This window comes from Lysobacterales bacterium (assembly GCA_016703225.1).
Taxonomy (GTDB): Bacteria; Pseudomonadota; Gammaproteobacteria; order Xanthomonadales; family Ahniellaceae; genus JADKHK01.
In genome coordinates this window covers 37,299-53,979 of record JADJCM010000002.1, presented here as the reverse complement: position 1 = coordinate 53,979, position 16,681 = coordinate 37,299, and the positions used below count along the sequence as shown (strand labels likewise).

Here is a 16,681-nt window from a genome sequence, read left to right as displayed (position 1 = left end):
GCCAGTCTGCCTAGTAGGAACCACCCGGGGCGCGAAAGCGCCCCTTTTCCTTTCAGAGCCTCACGATGCCTCGCGCGTCGCGAGGAGACGCCTTGAGGCACAAAACAGGACCCAGGCGATCAATCCAATTTGCGGCGCCCTTCTTGCGCATGTAGGAGTTGGGGGCAACGGACTGATAGGCAAGAAAGCAGCAAAGGTCCGCCGCCTGTACCAACAAGGAGTCTCGCGAGTCCCTGAAAACAGGATCTTCGACGATCTTCACGAGTTTAATTCTCCTGGTTGCACCACCGAACCGGCTTGGGATCGGGTTGAAGTGCCTCATGCGACGTTGAAGGCTACGAATGATCTTCGAAGGCTGCCCGTCTGGGAGCACTATGCCTCGATCATCCGCATTGGCCGGACCCGGAAAATTCCTGTGGGTCATGGTGTTTTCGAATCGCTGCAAGAGGGCCTGCCAAGCGGCCTCCAACACATCAAAGCTCGCGTGCTTCTCCTGCTTGCTTAAGATGATGTTGATAATGCTCAACTCGTGCGCCGAGGCAATTTCCTCCGCAAAATGCCTGAGGATGGTGAGTCGATCATTTCTGGGGATGCGCTTCAGCGCACCCGGATTGTTGATGAAGTGCGCGGCATGAATCTCCTCGCGCATCTTCAACCCGAACTTGTCGCGCATCCTGCGCCGAAACCCCACAAGCCTCTCCAGCACTGGGCGCCAACTGAGTTCATGAATGACCAAGCCGGACAACGCGAAGTAGTCTGTTGGTGATCCACTCATCCCTGGGTCGCCGCTCTCATCCACGTACATCAAGTACATGTCCGCCCTCTCGTTCTTGCGCTGAATCCGAGAATACATCCGGCTTCAACTTTCGAAGTTCACCCTGAAACCCTATCGAAGCAAGCCCGGTGCTGGCGCCTGGCGCCGCTCCGCTGCGAGAATGCGGACTTTGTCCGACCGTTGGCAATGAACTTCAACTCTTGGGCGTTCGTGCTGTTCTTCGTCGTGGTCTATGCCGCGACCGCGCCGCTGCGCCGCTATTCGACCGCACACAAGTGGCTGCTGCTGCTCGCGAGCTGGTACTTCTACGCCTCGTGGAATTGGCAGTTCCTTGGACTGATCCTGTTCTCGACCGTGTTCGACTGGTGGATCGGACTGCACTTCGCGAGCACCACGCACCGGCGTCGCCTGATCGCGTTCAGCGTGATCGCCAATCTCGGCGTGCTCGCTTTCTTCAAGTACGCGAACTTCCTGATCGCGAGCGCCAACGGCCTGGCCGCAACCGCTGGCAGCCCGTGCTCGCTGACGCCGCTCGACATCCTGCTGCCGGTGGGCATTTCGTTCTACACGTTCCAGAGCATGAGCTACACCATCGACGTGTACCGCGGCACCCTGCCGCCACGCCGCAGCCTGCTCGATTACGCATTGTTCGTCGCCTTCTTCCCGCAACTGGTGGCCGGACCGATCGTGCGCGCCAGCGAGTTCTTCGAGGAGCTTGACCATCCCAAGCACATCGCGCACAAGGAACTCGCGTACGCGCTGATCCTGATCGCGTTCGGCTTCGTCAAGAAGGTGGTGTTCGCCGACTCGCTCGCCGCCGCCGGCGATCCGATCTGGAACGACCTGGCGGGCGCCGAGCCGGGTGCCGTGCTGCTGGCGATCTACGCTTTCGCTTTCCAGATCTACTTCGACTTCTCCGGCTACACCGACATCGCCATCGGCATCGCGCTGCTGCTCGGCTTTCGTTTCCCGGCCAACTTCAACTACCCCTACGTCGCGACCAGCCTGCAGGAGTTCTGGCGGCGCTGGCACATGACGCTGTCGCGTTGGCTGCGCGACTACCTCTACATCTCGCTCGGCGGCAACCGGCTCGGACCGACACGCACCCAGGTGAACCTGATGCTGACCATGCTGCTCGGCGGCCTCTGGCACGGGGCGAGCTGGAACTTCGTGATCTGGGGCGGCATCCACGGCTTGTGGCTGGCGCTCGAACGCGCGCTGCTGGCACGCATCCCGGGCTGGCAATCGGAGTTCGTCGGCATGCGCCTGTTGCGCTGGGCGGTCACCTTCCATCTGGTCTGTTTCGCCTGGATCTTCTTCCGCGCACCGGACCTGGCTTCGAGCCTGTTGGTCCTCGACAAGCTCGGGTCACTGGCCTCCACCGGTGGCGTGCCCCCCACGCTTGCCGTGCTGGCGTCGGCATTGCTGCTGTTCACGGCCCTGCACTGGCTCGGAGCGCGCTTCGCGCTGAAGCGGCGGCTCGGCGACGCGCCGCTGCTGGTCCATGGCGCCGCCACCCTCGCCTGCCTGTTGCTGCTGGTGCTGTTCACGCCGCAGTACTCGGCTCCCTTCATCTACTTTCAGTTCTGACATGCGCCCGTTGCTGCTGCGTCTGCTCGTTCCGGTGATCGGCCTGCTGCTGGTCGAAGCCGCGTTCCGCTTCGGCGCCTGGGATCGACTGCTGCCGCCGCAGAGCCATGCCGGGACCAGCGTGCGCATGCGCGACGCGGTCGCCGCGTTTCCCGATCGCATCGACTTCGTCACGCTCGGCAGTTCGCGCGCGCAATATGGCCTGGATCACGCCGCCATTGCCGCGGCGGCAGATGCGCACGGGCACCGCCATGCCAACCTGAGCATGCCCGGCTCGCACTGGCTGACGATCTTCGAGCAGGCGCGCTGGCTGCGACGCGAGCGCCCGGAAGTTCAGAGCGCGGTCATCGCGCTGTCGGCGGCGGACATGGTCTGGCGCAGCAACGGCAGCTACGAGCTAGCGATCGTGCAGCCGTTGCGCTCGCCCTGGTCGATCGACGACGAGGTCCGTACGCACTTCGTTGCCGGTCAGCTCGACACCTACGGCGTCTACTCGGCGCTGTTCGCGCATCGCCAGGCGGTGCAGTTCGCGCTGCACTCGCCCGGCGAACTGCGCCGCACCCTCGGCTGGTTCCGCGAGCATGGCCGCCACCCGCTGTTCGACGGACCACGCATCCAGCACGACCTGTGCGGCTTGCCCATCGATACCGTCGCCGCCTGTGCCGCGGCCAGCGCCGCGCGACCGGAACTGCAGACGCCGATCGACCAATGCAAGTCGCTGCTGCCCAGCGTCGGCGCCTCGCCGGATTTCAGTTTTCCCGACGGCGCTCCCCTGACCGAGGAACGGCGCGCGCTGCTGGAACTTCGTCAGGCGCAGATCCGCGCCATGGGCTGGCCGCAGCCGCCGGTGATCGTGCTGATGCCGATCACGCACCTGTGGCGCAAGGAATTGATGGCCAAGGGCTCGATCGACTGGTCGCATCGGGTGCTGGATCCGCTGGCTGCTTCCGGCGAGATCGTGCTCATCGACCTGAGCACTGCTCTGGACCAGGGCGACGCAACGCGCTGCGAGATGTTCTGGGATCTCTACCACCAGAACGAGGCCGGCGCGAAGGCACTGACGCAGCAATTGTTGCCACAGATCGAACGCGCGCTCTACGTGTCGCGGGCCGACTGACTCAGCCCGGCTTCAGGGCCGCGAACGAGCGCGCATCCTCGGGCCAGGACTCGGTGTTGCGGATCGCCGGCAGCACCTCGTCCACGTCATCGACGAATTGCCACATCGCGGCATGCGCTTCGCCCATCATGCGTTCGCGAATGGTGTGGTCGAGGAAGCTGCGCAGGCCGTCGTAGAAGCCGCGCGTATTCACGAACAGGATCGGGTTGAGATACAAGCCGAGGCGCTTGAGCGTGATCGCCTCGAAGACTTCTTCGAGCGTGCCGCAACCGCCGGGCAGCGCGATCACCGCGTCCGAACCGGTCAGCAGCTTGTGCTTGCGTTCGCGCATGTCCTCGACCACCTCCAGCGAGGCCACGCCCGGGTGCTGCCATTCGATCTCGGTCATGAAGCGCGGGATGATGCCGACGATGCGACCACCGCGCGACAACGCGCCGTCGGCGAGTGCGCCCATCGAGCCCATGCCGCCACCGCCGTAGACCGTGGTGCAGCCGGCATCGGCGAGCAAGACGCCGAGGCGCTGCGCCTGCGCGTGATACACGGGGTCGCATTGCGCGCTGGAAGCGCAGTAGACGCAGATACGCATGGTCGGCTCCATTCCGGGCTGCGCACCATACGCAGCTGCGCGTCCGCCATCAATGGCAGCGTGTGCGCGGTGCGCTTCGCAGACAGGCGAATGCCGGCAGCGGGGCATGCGCGCGCGCCGGTTGCATGCGGCATTCGGCCAGCACCCGCACCAGCGAATCGAAGGCCCCGGACAGCGACTGGTACAGATCGGCGAGCGAGGCGCGCATCGCCGCCGCCAGTTCCTCGTAGGCGTGACGACCGAGCGCGGCGTAGTACTGCGGCGTCACCAGGCGCCGCTCGGCCAGCGCCGGATAGAAGCCGGCAATCAGCAGGCAGCGGTCGCCGACCGCGCGCAGGTGCTGGCCGCGCACCGACCCGACCTGATCCAGCCCCTCGAGCAGGGCCAGCGCCATCGGTTGCGAGTCGATGGCGGGATCACGCAAGTGCTCGATCAGGGTGAACACCAGGTAGCTCTCGAGGGTTTCGTCGAGCGGTTGCTGCGCGCGTTGCTCGCCTTCGCGGACCAGATCCCGAAACAGTTCGACACGTGGCTTGTCGGTGATGATGGCGCTCATGACACCCTCCTCGGACCTGTCCTGGATGACGCAAGCGCTGTGCCCAAAGCGCGCCTGCTGCGCGCCGCGCGGGTCAAGCTATGTGTCGCGATTCAGCCGCGGCGCTCGAGCGGCAGGCCGGCGCCAACCCAGGCCATCAAGCCACCCTGCAGGTTCATCGCGCGTTCGCCGAGTTCGCGCCCGAGGCGCGCGCAGGCACTGCCGGAACGCGCGCCACTGCGACAGATGATCAACAGCTCGCCCTGGTCGGCGGCAATGCCGGCCGCCTGCAGCGCGCCGAGTCCTTCGCGCTCGATGCGCGACAGCGGCACGTTCAGTGCGCTTGCGATGCTGCCATGCGCGAACTCGTCGGCCTCGCGCACATCAATCACGCGCGCACCGGCGTTGATGCGGCGCACCGCTTCCTGCGGCGACACCGCCGCAGCACCGATTCCGAACAGGGCCTTGAACTGCGAAAACATTCTCAACGACTCCTCAGTTGCAAATGCGGGCACGCGCGCCGCTCGGGCAATACACGTCGTGCAGGGTTCGGATCACTTCCAGCGCCGGGCCCGGGGCCAGGCGATAGAACACCGTCTGCGCCTCCTTGCGCGTCGCTACCAGACCCTCGTCGCGCAGCCGCGCCAGGTGTTGCGACAGCGCCGACTGGCTCAGCTCGACCTCGCGGTTGATTTCGCCGACCGAGCGCTCGCCCTCGACCAGCAGGCACAGCACGCGCAGCCGCTGCGGGTGCGCCATCGCCTTCAGCAACTCGGTCGCGCGTTCGGCCTGCGCGGCCATGGCCGCGGCCATGGGCGGCGGCTGGTTCGTACGCTTGCGCGATGTGCTCACCGATGGTCCCCGCTCACTGGCCGCCGAAACTCCGGCGCTTGCATTCTAGATTAGCGATCACTACATTAGCAACGCCTAATGTTTGGGCGCTCACAGAACGGAGCAGGCCATGAAGCGGATCATCGTGTTGGGCGCCGGCATTGGCGGGATGAGCGTGGCGTATGAACTGCGCGGCGCACTGGGCAAGGACCGCGCCGCGATCACCGTGGTCGGCGAGGGCAACCAGTTCAGCTTCACGCCGTCCAATCCCTGGGTCGCGGTCGGTTGGCGCAAACCGGCTGATGTCCAGGTGGACGCGCCGAAGTACCTCGCCAGGAAGCACATCGACTTCGAGGCCGCCGGTGCCGAGCGCGTGATCCCGGAATCGAACCAGGTGCTGCTGCGCGACGGCCGCACGCTCGACTACGACTACCTGGTGATCACCACCGGCCCGCGCCTGGCCTTCGACGAAGTGCCGGGGCTCGGGCCGGCCGCGCACACGCAATCGATCTGCACCACCGAGCACGCGCACACGGCATGGGCGGCGTATCAGGAGTTCCTGAAGAATCCTGGCCCGGTCGTGATCGGCGCGGCGCCCGGTGTCAGCTGTTTCGGCCCGGCCTACGAGTTCGCGATGATTCTCGATGCCGACCTGCGCAAGCGCAAGCTGCGCGACCGCGTGCCGATGACCTACGTGACCAGCGAGCCCTACATCGGCCACATGGGCCTCGGCGGCGTCGGCGATTCCAAGGGCCTGCTCGAGTCCGAGCTGCGCCAGCGCCACATCAAGTGGATCACCAACGCCAAGATCACCGAGATCACCGCGAGCGAAGTGAAGGCCACCGAGCTCGACGACCGCGGCCAGGTGCTGCGCGAGCACATGCTGCCGCAGCGCTTCGCGATGGTGATGCCGCCGTTCACCGGCGTCGATGCCGTGCGCGCCGCCAAGGACCTGTGCAATCCGCGCGGCTTCGTGCTGATCGACGCGCACCAGCGCAACCCCAAGTTCGGCAACGTCTATTCGGCCGGCGTCTGTGTCGCGATCCCGCCGGTGGAAGCGACTCCGGTGCCGACCGGCGCACCCAAGACCGGTTTCATGATCGAGTCGATGGTCAGCGCCATCGTCGCAAACATCCAGGCCGACATCGAGGGCCGCGCGGTCGAAGCCAAGGCGACCTGGAACGCGATCTGCCTGGCCGACATGGGCGACACCGGCGCCGCCTTCGTCGCCATTCCGCAGATTCCGCCGCGCAACGTCACCTGGGCCAAGGTCGGCAAATGGGTGCACCTGGCCAAGATCGCGTTCGAGAAATACTTCCTCGCCAAGATGCGCTCCGGCAACACCGAGCCGATCTACGAGAAGTACGTGTTGAAAGCGCTCGGCATCGAGCGCCTGAAGTAAACCCGTTTCCACCCTTGCTTGAGGAGAAAACCCATGAACGTCGATCGCGCCATGTTTGCGTTTGCCGGCTCGATGATCCTGATCAGCGTACTGCTGACGCACTTCGTCTCGCCGTGGTGGCTGCTGCTGACCACCTTCGTCGGCCTCAACCTGCTGCAGTCGGCGTTCACCGGCTTCTGCCCGGCCGCGATCGTGTTCCGCAAGCTCGGCCTGCAGGCCGGTTGCGCGTTCAAGTGAGCGACAATCGCATGCGCATCGCGCCGTTCCTCGCCGCGGCCGCGGCCCTGCTGCTCGCCGCCTGCGGCCACGACGCCGGCAAGCCACGCACGGTGGCGCCGGTGACGTTTGCGACCGCGGTGGCGGCGACGCAGTCGGCGACGCAGGAACGCGTCTGGGACGGTGTCGTCGATGCCGTGCACAAGGCCACGCTATCGGCGCAAACCGGCGGGCGCGTGACCGAGCTGCCGTTCGACGTTAATGACTACGTCCAGGTCGGCGACGTGATCGTGCGCTTCACCGATGTCGAACAGCAGTCCGGGCGACGCCAGGCCGAGGCCGCGCTGCGAGCCGCCGAAGCGAATGCGCGCGAAGCCGAACTCGCCTTCGACCGCGCCCAGGAGCTGATCGCGAAAAAGCTGGTGGCGCAGGCCGCCTACGACCAGGCGGTGGCACGGCACGACGCCGCCAAGGCTGCGCTCGAAGCCGCGCGCGCAGCCTTGCGCCAGGCCGGCGAACAGGTCGACTACACGGTGATCCGTGCGCCCTACAGCGGCATCCTGACCGAACGGCACGTGCAGGTCGGCGAAACCGTGCGCCCTGGGCAGCCGCTGGTCTCGGGGCTGTCGCTGGCACAGCTGCGCGTCGAGGTCGAGATTCCGCAGGGCGACATGGCCGCGATCCGCGAGCACCGCCATGCCGCGATCCTGCTCGACGACGGCCGCCGCATCGAGGCGCGCGAGTTGATCCTGTTTCCCTACGCCGATGCCACCACGCACAGCTTCCGCGTGCGCCTGGAACTGTCCGAAGTCGAGACCGGGCTGCAGCCGGGCATGACGGTGAAGGCCGCGTTCGCGATCGGCAGCGCCGAGCGCCTGCTGATTCCGGCCGCCGCGCTCGTGCGCCGCAGCGAAGTCACCGCGGTGTACGTGGTCGATGCGCGCAACCGTGTAGCGCTCCGTCAACTGCGCCTTGGCCATCGCTTCGGCGACCAGATCGAGGTGCTGGCCGGGCTCGTGGCCGGCGAGCGCTACGCCCGCGATCCGCTGGCGGCGCTCGCGCACCTCGGCGTCGCGGCCGCGGAGTCGGCACCGTGAGCGATGCCGGCAAGTCCCTGGGCATTTCCGGAAGGCTGGCGCAGCAATTCGTCGCCAATCCGCTGACGCCGGTGCTGGCGATCGCCGGCCTGCTGCTCGGCCTGGTTGCGGTACTGATCACGCCGCAGGAAGAAGAGCCGCAAATCGACGTGACCATGGCCAACGTCGTGGTGCCCTTCGCCGGCGCAGCGGCGGCGGATGTCGAGAACCTGGTCAGCTATCCGCTGGAGCAGGTGCTGTCCGAGATCGAGGGCGTCAAGCACGTCTACTCGGTGTCACGACCGGGTCTCGCCGTGCTCACGGTCGAGTTCCAGGTCGGCGTGCCGCGCCAGGACGCGCTGGTGCGTCTGTACAACCAGGTCTATTCGAACCAGGACTGGGCGCCGGCACAGCTTGGCGTCGGCCAGCCGCTGGTGCGGCCGATGGGCATCGACGATGTGCCGGCGATGACCCTGACCCTGTCCACCAACGACCCGCAGCGCGGCGCCACCGAACTGGCCGCGGTCGCGCATACGCTGGAAACCGAACTCAAGCGCGTGCCCGGAACGCGCGACGTGTACACGATCGGCGCACCCGAGCGCGTGGTGACGGTCGAGCTCGATGCGACGCGGCTGGCCGCCTACGGCATGACGCCGCAGGACCTCGCCGGCGCCCTCGCCAGCGCGAACTTCGTGCGTCAGGCCGGCGAGCGCGTGGCGCCGGGGCGCAATGTCCCGGTCACTGCCGGCACCTGGCTCGGCGACGCCGATGAGGTGGCGAGTCTGGTGGTCGGACTGCGCGACGGTCGACCGCTGCTGTTGTCCGAGGTCGCGCGCATCGAACGCGGCGCCGATCTGCCACGCAGTCTGGTCTGGCACGCTGCCGCCGGGCCGACGCCGGGGACGCTGGCGCTGGCGCCGGCGCTGACCATCGCCATCGCCAAGAAGCCGGGCGCGAATGCCTCCGACATCACCCGCGCCATCCTCGCCCGCGTCGAAACCTTGAAGCGCAGCCACATTCCCGCCGGCATCGCCATCAACACCACCCGCGACTACGGCCACACCGCGCACGACAAGGCGATGAAGCTGATCCAGAAACTGGTGTTCGCGACGATGCTGGTGGTGGCGCTGGTGCTGTTCGCGCTCGGCTGGCGCGAAGCGGTGGTGGTCGGCAGCGCGGTGGTACTGACTCTGGCCCTGACCTTGTTCGCGAGCTGGGCGATGGGCTTCACCATCAACCGCGTGTCGCTGTTCGCGCTGATCTTCGCCATCGGCATCCTGGTTGACGACGCCATCGTGATCGTCGAGAACATTCATCGCCACATGCTGCTCGGCGGTCGCAAACTGCTCGACGCGATCCCGCCGGCGGTGGACGAGGTCGGCGCACCGACCATCCTCGCCACCTTCACGGTGATCGCGGCGCTGCTGCCGATGGCCTTCGTCTCCGGGCTGATGGGCCCGTACATGCGACCGATCCCGGTGAATGCTTCAGCCGGCATGCTGATCTCGCTGCTGATCGCGCTCACGGTGACGCCGTGGCTCGCCTACAAGCTGCTGTCGCGGCACCTGCCGGCAGCGGGCGGCGCACACGCCGATGCCGGCAACGCTGCCGCGACGAAACTATCGCGCCTGTTCCGGCGCGCGTTCACGCCGTTCCTGGAGCGCGAGCGCGGCGCGCGTCGGCGCCTGTGGCTGTTTGCCGGCATGGTCGCCGCGGTCGGCTTCGCGGCCCTGCTCGCGGTGCTGCAACTGGTGGTGCTGAAGATGCTGCCGCTCGACAACAAGTCCGAGTTCCAGGTGGTGGTCGATCTGCCCGAAGGCACGCCATTGGAACGCACCAATGCGCTGCTCGTCGAACTCGCGCAGGAGCTGGTCGAGGTCGCCGAGGTGCGGCACGTGCAGGGCCACGCCGGCACTGCCGCCGCGGTCAACTTCAACGGCCTGGTGCGCCAGTACTACCTGCGCAGCGGCGCCACCGTCGGCGACCTGCAGGTGAACCTGGTCGACAAGCAGGATCGCTCGCGCAAGAGCCACGACATCGCACGCGCGGTGCGCCCGCAGCTGGCCGCGATCGGCAAGCGCTACGGTGCCTCGATCAAGATCAGCGAAGTGCCGCCGGGGCCGCCGGTGATGGCGCCGCTGGTCGCCGAACTGTACGGGCCCGACGCCGAGCGCACCCGCGCCATCGCGCGCGAGCTGCAGGCAAAGTTCGCGGCCACCGAGGGCATCGTCGATATCGACACCTCGATGGAAGCAGACGCGACGCGCGAGCAGATCGTGGTCGACCGCGAACGTGCGGCGCGGCTCGGTGTCACCCAGGCGCAGATCGCCGAAGCGCTGGCACTGGCAGTGTCCGGCGTCGATGCCGGCTTCCTGCGCGACGGTGCCTCCAAGGTGCCGGTGCCGATCCGCCTGCGCCTGCCCGCCGGCGACCAGGCCAGCCTGGCGCAGCTGCTTGCGATCCGCGTGCGTGGCGGCGACGGGCGGCTGGTGCCGCTGTCGGAAATGGTGCGCGTCGAGCAGCAGCCGTGGGAGCAGACCCTGTACCACAAGGATCTGGCGCCGGTGGTCTATGTCACTGCGGATGAAGCCGGGGCACTGGACTCGCCGCTGTATGGCATGTTCCGCGTCGTCGCGCAGCTCGACGCCGGCACGCTCGCCGGCGCGAAGCTCGACCAGTACTTCTTTGCGCAGCCGAGCGATACCTCGCTTCGCGGTGAAGTGGGACGGCGAATGGCAGATCACCTTCGAGACCTTCCGCGACATGGGCATCGCCTATGCCGCCGGGATGGTGCTGATCTACCTGCTGGTGGTGGCGCAGTTCCGCAGCTACGTGGTGCCGCTGATCATCATGGCGCCGATCCCGTTGACGGCGATCGGCGTGATGCCCGGACACGCTTTGCTCGGTGCGCAATTCACCGCGACCTCGATGATCGGCATGATCGCGCTCGCCGGCATCATCGTGCGCAACTCGATCCTGCTGGTCGATTTCATCAACCACGCACGCGCGCAAGGCATGGCGCTGGCCGACGCGGTGATCGAAGCCTGCGCGGTGCGCGCGCAGCCGATCGCGCTGACCGCGGTGGCGGCGATGGGTGGTGCCGTGTTCATCCTCGACGACCCGATCTTCAACGGCCTGGCGATCAGCCTGATCTTCGGCATCCTGGTCTCGACCGTGCTGACCCTGGTCGTGATCCCGCTGCTCTATTACACCCTGCTCGTCCGCAGGGAGCCCCCACCGGAGAAGACTGCATGAAGTCGATATCGATGCTCGCGTGGACCTTGGCGCTGGCGCTCCTGCCCGGAGCTGGCCGCGCCGCGGCAGGCGACGCCGCAACAACCCCCGACGCCGACACCGCACGCGCGCAGGCAGCGATGGCCGAGCTCGGCCAGTCCCTGCGCACGGCCTTGCAGGCCAAGGTCGCGCAGGACGGCGCGGTGGCCGCGGTCGCGTTCTGCCATGACCGCGCGCCGCTCATCGCCGCCGAGATCGCCTCGAAGCACGGCGTGCGCGTCGGACGCACCAGCCTGAAGCAGCGCAGCCCGGCCAACACCCCAAGCACCTGGCAGCGCGCCGTGCTCGACGGCTTCGCCGCCCAGGTCGCGCAGGGCAAGGACCCGGCCACACTCAGCCATCGCAGCGAGGACGGACCGACCCTGCGCGTGGCCAAGGCGCTGAAGGTCGAGGCACCTTGTCTCGCCTGTCACGGCCCCAGGGAAACGATCGCCCCGGAAGTCGCAAGGGCGATCGCGGCGGCGTATCCGAAGGATCTCGCCACCGGATTTCGCGAAGGCGACCTGCGCGGCCTGATCTGGGCCGAGGTCGAACGATCGTCGCAACCCGTTCAACCCCTGGAATCGAAATGAGCCAGTCTTACCCGCAACTGACCGAAGACCTCAATGCCGCCATCGGCGAACTGCGAAGCGGCGCCGCCGGCACCATGCGCGCCTTCAGCACGCTGGCGCGCGAGGCACTCGCGCCGGGTGCGCTCGACGTCAAGACCAAGGAACTGATCGCGATCGGCATCGCCATCGCTACCCGCTGCGACGGCTGTGTCGGCTTCCACGCCAAGGCCGCCGTGCGTGCCGGCGCCACCCGCCAGGAAGTGCTGGAAACCGTGGCCATGGGCATCTACATGGGCGCCGGCCCCTCGATGATCTACGCCGCCGAAACCCTGCGCGCGTTTGACGAGTTCAGTGCGGCCGCCCCGCCGGCAGGCACCGTGCGTGAGTGAGCCCGGCACCGCCACCATCATGCGCACCGCAGCCGCGATGATCGCGGTGCTGTTCGGGCTGGCCACGCTGGGCGCTGGCGCATCGGTGCTGGCCGGGGTCGATCCGGGGTATCGGGTATTCCGACCCCTGCTGCTGTTCAACACGGCGATGGGCCTGGCCTATGTCGGCGCTGGCCTGGCGATGCACTGGCGGCCGCAGTCGGGCGCGAACGCGGCGATCGTGATCGCGGCGCTGAACCTGCTGGTGCTGGCGGCGATCGCCGTACTGCATGCGCAGGAGGGACCGGTCGCCGTCGACAGCGTGCGTGCGATGACGCTGCGCGCGGGCGTCTGGGTCGTGCTGGCGCTGCTGATGCGTTTCGCCAATCGCGATTCCACGCGCTGAGGCCGGGTCAGTCGAGCGCGCGACCGGCGCCGGCTTCCTCGTGGGTGCGGCCGTCGCGGATGTGGTAGATGCGCTTGAACGTGGGGATGATTTTTTCGTCGTGGGTGACGACGATGATCGCGGTTGCGAACTGTTGCGCCATGCGGTTGAGGATGCGCATCACCGCGAGCGCGCGTTCGCTGTCGAGCGGCGCCGTCGGTTCGTCGGCGAGGATCACCGGTGGCCGGCTGACCAGCGCGCGCGCGATCGCGACCCGTTGCTGTTCGCCGCCCGACAGCTGCGACGGCATCGCCTTGGCGCGATGCGCGACGTCGAGCGCCTCCAGCAGTTCCAGCGCCATGCGCCGCGACTCGGCGTTGCTGCGCCCGGCCAGCATCGGCAGCAGCGCGACATTGTCGGTCACGTCGAGGAACGGAATCAGGTACGGCGCCTGGAAGATGAAGCCGATCTTGTCGCGCCGCAGCGCACGCAGGTCGGGGATGCGCCAGCCGTCGTCGTAGATCGTCTCGCCGCCGAGAGTCATGCGCCCGGCAGTGGGCTCGATGACGGCGCCGAGGCACTTCAGCAAGGTGCTCTTGCCGGAGCCGGAGGGTCCGATCAGGCCCACGACTTCGCCCGCCGCCACCGTCATGTCGACGCCCTTGAGCGCGTCGACCGCAGTGTCGCCCTGGCCGTAGCGCTTGCGCAGGCCCTCGATGTGGATGCCGCGTTGGCGGTCGAGTTCAGCCACCGATCGCCTCCGCCGGATCGACCTTGAGTGCAGCCTGGATGGCGAGCGCACTGGCGACGATGCAGATCAGCAGCACCGCGATGAATCCGCGCAACGCGTCGCCGGGTTCGAGCAACACGTACTTCGGAAAATATGGCGCCCACACCGTGGCGCTGATCTTGCCGACGACGAAGCCGATCACGCCGAGGCCGAGCGCCTGTTGCAGGATCATCGCGGCGATGGTGCGGTCGCGGGCGCCGATCAGCTTCAGCACGGCAATCTCGCGGATCTTGTCCATGGTCAGGGTGTAGATGATGAAAGCGACGATGGCGGCGCTGACCACCGCCAGGATCACCAGGAACATGCTGATCTGTTTCGCCGAGGTGGCGATGAGTTTGGCGATCAGGATTTCCTGCATCTGCGCGCGCGTGTACACGGTGAACCGCTTCCAGCGCCGGATCGGTGCGGCCACGGCCTCCGGATCGGCACCGGCCTCGACCTGCACCAGCACCGCGTTGACCGAAGCGTTGACGGATTGCGTGGCGAGCACGGCATCGAGCAGCCCGGGCACGCCCGGCCGGTTCAGCGCCGGGTTCTGCGCAGTGCGCTCGCGGCTGCGCAGGATGGCGTCGTTGTCCTTCAGGAACTGCGCCGCCTGCGCGTCCTTGATCGGCACGAACAGCATCGGGTCGCCGCCGGAGGACACCATGCGTCGGGTCAGACCAACCACGGTGTAGTCGTTGCGGCGAATGCGAACACGGTCGCCGAGCTGGAAGCGCGTGGCGACATCGGCCACCGCCTCGTAGTGGCTGCGCGTGAGGTGACGCCCGGCCACCAGATATCCCGGATGGCCGGGCTGGCCGACACCGTCGGCGCTGATGCCGACGACCATCGCGCGCACCTCGCGCGGCGGCGTCGGCGCGACCGTGCGCACCTGCATGGTCAGGTAGGTGACGTTGGCGACGCGCGCCACGCCCTGCAAGTTGCGGATGCTGCGCCAGGTGTCGTCGGGCAGGCTGGAGGATTCCGCGTACGGACCGAGCGTGTCCTGTTGCACCACCCAGAGGTCGGCGCCGCTGTTGTCGAGCAGCACCTTGGCGTCGTCGACCATGCCGCGATAGACCCCGGCCATGGTCAGCGTGACGCCAACCAGCAGGCCGAGCCCGACGCCGGTGAAGGCGAACTTGCCCCAGGCATGCAGGATGTCGCGACCGGCCAGGCTGATCATGGCGCCGATGCAAGCAGGCGCTCGACGATGCGGATGCGACTGCCGGCGGCGAGCGCGCGCTGGCTGTGCACGACCACGGTCTCGCCGCCGCGCAGTCCGGCGCGGACTTGCACCATGCCTTCGAGGTCGCTGTCGCCGATGGTCACCGCTTGGTGACGCAGGTGGCCGTTCTCGACCAGCCAGACGCCCAGTCGCCCGTCGACGCGCTGCAGGCTGGCGTTCGCAATCACCGGCCCGACCGCGGTCGGCGCCAGCGCGACCGTCACCTCGGCCAGTTCGCCGAGCGGTGGCAGCGGTTGCGGCGTGGTCTTGAACGCGAGCTTGACCAGCACCTCCTCGGTGACTGCATCGGCTACTGGCTCGATGCGTACCACCTGTGCCGCGATCGGCTGCGTGCCGAGCGAACGCAGCACGACCTCGGCATCCAGCCCGGCACGCAGGCCAGCCGCGCGCTGCTGGTCGAAGCGCGCGTGTACCCAGACCTGGTCCGGCTCGACGATCTCGACCACGGACTGTCCGGCGACGACGGTGCTGCCGACATCAACCTCGCGTCGCGTGACCAGACCGGCCACCGGCGCGATCAGCCTCAGGTTTCCGCGCATCGCGCGCAGCGCCGCGAGTTCCGCGACCAGGCGCTCCTGTTCGCGCGCAGCGGCATCGCCCGCGGCAACAGCGGCGGTCCAGGCGGCAGTCGCGGCAGCGAGTTCGCCCCGGCGCGTATCGACGACTTCGGCGCTGACCAGGCGCCGCGCCTGCAATTCCTCGTAGCGCTGCGCCTGCTGGCGCGCGAGTTCGCGCCGCGCCGCGGCCTCTCCGACTTGTGCAACGGTGGCGCGCGCGGCCGCGGCGGCGCGCGCGGCGGCGGCGGTCTGCGCCTGCACGCGGTCGTCCAGATCGACTGGATCGATTTCGCCCAGCATCTGCCCCGCGATGACGTGGTCGCCCGGCTGCACCTCGATGCGCGCCAGCCGCCCGGGCGCGAGCGCGCCGATGCGGTGCGTGTAACGCGCCTCGACCAGGCCGATGCCGAAGCGCGACGGCTGCAGCGCACGCAGCTCGACTTTCGCGATCGTGACCGACACCGGCGCCAGCGGTCCCGAGCGCAGGGCCACCCAAGCGAACAGCGCCAGCGTGGCCAGGACCAAGGCGCCGATCCCCAGCGCGCGCCGACGTTGGCGCAGCCAGTTCATCATGGCTGCCTCCGCAGGCTGCGCTCGTAGAGCACGAACAGCGCCGGCGCCTGCGTCTGCAAGCGCCCGGGCTCCCCCGCGAGCAGCGATTGCATCACCAGTCCCTGGATCATGCCGATGAACAGCACGGCCGCGGCCTTGGTGTCGACCTCGTCGGCCACTTCGCCTTGCGCTTGCGCCTGTTCGAGCAGCACGCGCACGCGCTCGCCGTAGCGGCCGAGCATCGCTGCGGCGACGCGCTTGGCCGGGGTCGGCGCCGCGCGCTGCAGTTCGCCGAACATCATCCGCGGGACGCCGGGATGCTCGGCGACGAAGGCGACGTGTTGCAGGAACATCCCACGCAATGCGGCGAGCGGCGTCGGCGCTGCGGCGGCGGCACGCTCCAGGCGCGCATCGAGACGGTCGGCGACCCATTCCATCACCGACTGCCAGATCGCTTCCTTGCTCGGAAAATGCCGGAACAGCGCGCCTTGGGTCACGTTCATGCGCTTGGCGATCGCTGCCGTGGTGATCTCGCCCGGATTGGACTCGGCCGCAAGCGCAAGCACGGTGTCCACGGTTGCGGCACGGCGTTCGTCAGCGGGCAGGTAGGCAGCAGGTTCGACCATGAGGTTCGCTCGCGAAGATAGTGAGTAGTTACTATCTTATGATCGCCACCGCCGTCCAACAAGCCGCCGCCAGCATCGTTGACGTTTTCCGTGCGCCGTGGTCGTCCGCGGCGGACCAACGGGGCGCCGAATCGGGCTTGACCGGCGTCGGGGCCGGGGCGTATGTTTCGCGTCCACGGCCGAACGAACGTTCGGTCCG

The 16,681-nt window shown here is 67.7% G+C and carries 17 protein-coding genes and 1 pseudogene; 9 read left to right on the top strand and 9 right to left on the bottom strand.

The features are described 5' to 3' along the window. Positions 1-52: 52 nt before the first annotated feature. Positions 53-814, bottom strand: coding sequence for a DUF3800 domain-containing protein (locus tag IPG63_08725; GenBank protein MBK6727325.1), 762 nt, complete (start codon positions 812-814; stop codon positions 53-55). 147 nt (positions 815-961) lie between these two features. Between IPG63_08725 and IPG63_08720 the strand changes: the two genes are divergently transcribed. Beyond that, entirely contained in the window at positions 962-2,365 is a 1,404-nt protein-coding gene (locus IPG63_08720; protein MBK6727324.1) for an MBOAT family protein, read from the top strand. Position 2,366: 1 nt separating this feature from the next. Next, on the top strand, positions 2,367-3,482 hold the full coding sequence (locus IPG63_08715; protein MBK6727323.1) for a hypothetical protein: 1,116 nt from the start codon (positions 2,367-2,369) through the stop codon (positions 3,480-3,482). A 1-nt stretch (position 3,483) separates the two neighbouring features. Here IPG63_08715 and IPG63_08710 read toward each other — a convergent pair whose 3' ends face one another. The 4 genes from IPG63_08710 to IPG63_08695 form a co-directional block, all read right to left on the bottom strand. Beyond that, positions 3,484-4,068, bottom strand: a complete 585-nt coding sequence (locus tag IPG63_08710; protein MBK6727322.1) for a TIGR00730 family Rossman fold protein — start codon at positions 4,066-4,068, stop codon at positions 3,484-3,486. A gap of 49 nt (positions 4,069-4,117) precedes the next feature. Beyond that, complete coding sequence (locus tag IPG63_08705) at positions 4,118-4,624, bottom strand: hypothetical protein (protein MBK6727321.1); 507 nt, start codon at positions 4,622-4,624, stop codon at positions 4,118-4,120. Positions 4,625-4,716: 92 nt separating this feature from the next. Next, positions 4,717-5,085, bottom strand: a complete 369-nt coding sequence (locus IPG63_08700; GenBank protein MBK6727320.1) for a rhodanese-like domain-containing protein — start codon at positions 5,083-5,085, stop codon at positions 4,717-4,719. A 13-nt stretch (positions 5,086-5,098) separates the two neighbouring features. Next, complete coding sequence (locus tag IPG63_08695) at positions 5,099-5,404, bottom strand: winged helix-turn-helix transcriptional regulator (GenBank protein MBK6727319.1); 306 nt, start codon at positions 5,402-5,404, stop codon at positions 5,099-5,101. A gap of 160 nt (positions 5,405-5,564) precedes the next feature. On the opposite strand from IPG63_08695, the gene IPG63_08690 reads away from it, so the two are divergent. The 7 genes and pseudogenes from IPG63_08690 (at position 5,565) to IPG63_08660 (ending at position 12,747) form a co-directional block, all read left to right on the top strand. Next, positions 5,565-6,836: an FAD-dependent oxidoreductase gene (locus tag IPG63_08690; protein MBK6727318.1), complete on the top strand. Its 1,272-nt coding sequence runs from the start codon at positions 5,565-5,567 to the stop codon at positions 6,834-6,836. A gap of 33 nt (positions 6,837-6,869) precedes the next feature. Continuing rightward, the gene (locus IPG63_08685; GenBank protein MBK6727317.1) at positions 6,870-7,073 is read left to right on the top strand and encodes a DUF2892 domain-containing protein; all 204 of its coding nucleotides are present in this window, start codon (positions 6,870-6,872) and stop codon (positions 7,071-7,073) included. Between the two features lie 11 nt (positions 7,074-7,084). Beyond that, positions 7,085-8,149 carry an efflux RND transporter periplasmic adaptor subunit gene (locus IPG63_08680; protein MBK6727316.1) on the top strand — a complete coding sequence of 355 codons (1,065 nt, stop codon included), beginning with the start codon at positions 7,085-7,087 and terminating at the stop codon, positions 8,147-8,149. Further along, positions 8,146-11,383 (top strand): annotated as a pseudogene (locus IPG63_08675) (efflux RND transporter permease subunit). Before IPG63_08680 ends, IPG63_08675 begins: the two are co-directional and overlap by 4 nt. Next, positions 11,380-11,994 (top strand): DUF3365 domain-containing protein, encoded by a 615-nt coding sequence (locus IPG63_08670; GenBank protein ID MBK6727315.1) that lies wholly within the window; start codon positions 11,380-11,382, stop codon positions 11,992-11,994. The pseudogene IPG63_08675 and the gene IPG63_08670 overlap by 4 nt, the downstream one beginning before the upstream one ends. Next, entirely contained in the window at positions 11,991-12,362 is a 372-nt protein-coding gene (locus tag IPG63_08665; GenBank protein ID MBK6727314.1) for a carboxymuconolactone decarboxylase family protein, read from the top strand. The genes IPG63_08670 and IPG63_08665 overlap by 4 nt, the downstream gene beginning before the upstream one ends. A 19-nt stretch (positions 12,363-12,381) precedes the next feature. Next, positions 12,382-12,747 (top strand): hypothetical protein, encoded by a 366-nt coding sequence (locus IPG63_08660; GenBank protein ID MBK6727313.1) that lies wholly within the window; start codon positions 12,382-12,384, stop codon positions 12,745-12,747. Between the two features lie 7 nt (positions 12,748-12,754). Here the strand turns inward: IPG63_08660 and IPG63_08655 are convergent, their stop codons facing one another. From IPG63_08655 to IPG63_08640, 4 genes are read right to left on the bottom strand one after another with little or no spacing between them, the layout of a single operon-like run. Then, entirely contained in the window at positions 12,755-13,477 is a 723-nt protein-coding gene (locus IPG63_08655) for an ABC transporter ATP-binding protein (protein ID MBK6727312.1), read from the bottom strand. Then, complete coding sequence (locus tag IPG63_08650) at positions 13,470-14,684, bottom strand: ABC transporter permease (protein MBK6727311.1); 1,215 nt, start codon at positions 14,682-14,684, stop codon at positions 13,470-13,472. The genes IPG63_08655 and IPG63_08650 overlap by 8 nt, the downstream gene beginning before the upstream one ends. Continuing rightward, the gene (locus IPG63_08645; protein MBK6727310.1) at positions 14,681-15,874 is read right to left on the bottom strand and encodes an efflux RND transporter periplasmic adaptor subunit; all 1,194 of its coding nucleotides are present in this window, start codon (positions 15,872-15,874) and stop codon (positions 14,681-14,683) included. The genes IPG63_08650 and IPG63_08645 overlap by 4 nt, the downstream gene beginning before the upstream one ends. Beyond that, complete coding sequence (locus IPG63_08640) at positions 15,874-16,482, bottom strand: TetR/AcrR family transcriptional regulator (GenBank protein ID MBK6727309.1); 609 nt, start codon at positions 16,480-16,482, stop codon at positions 15,874-15,876. Before IPG63_08640 ends, IPG63_08645 begins: the two co-directional genes overlap by 1 nt. Positions 16,483-16,681: the final 199 nt, after the last annotated feature.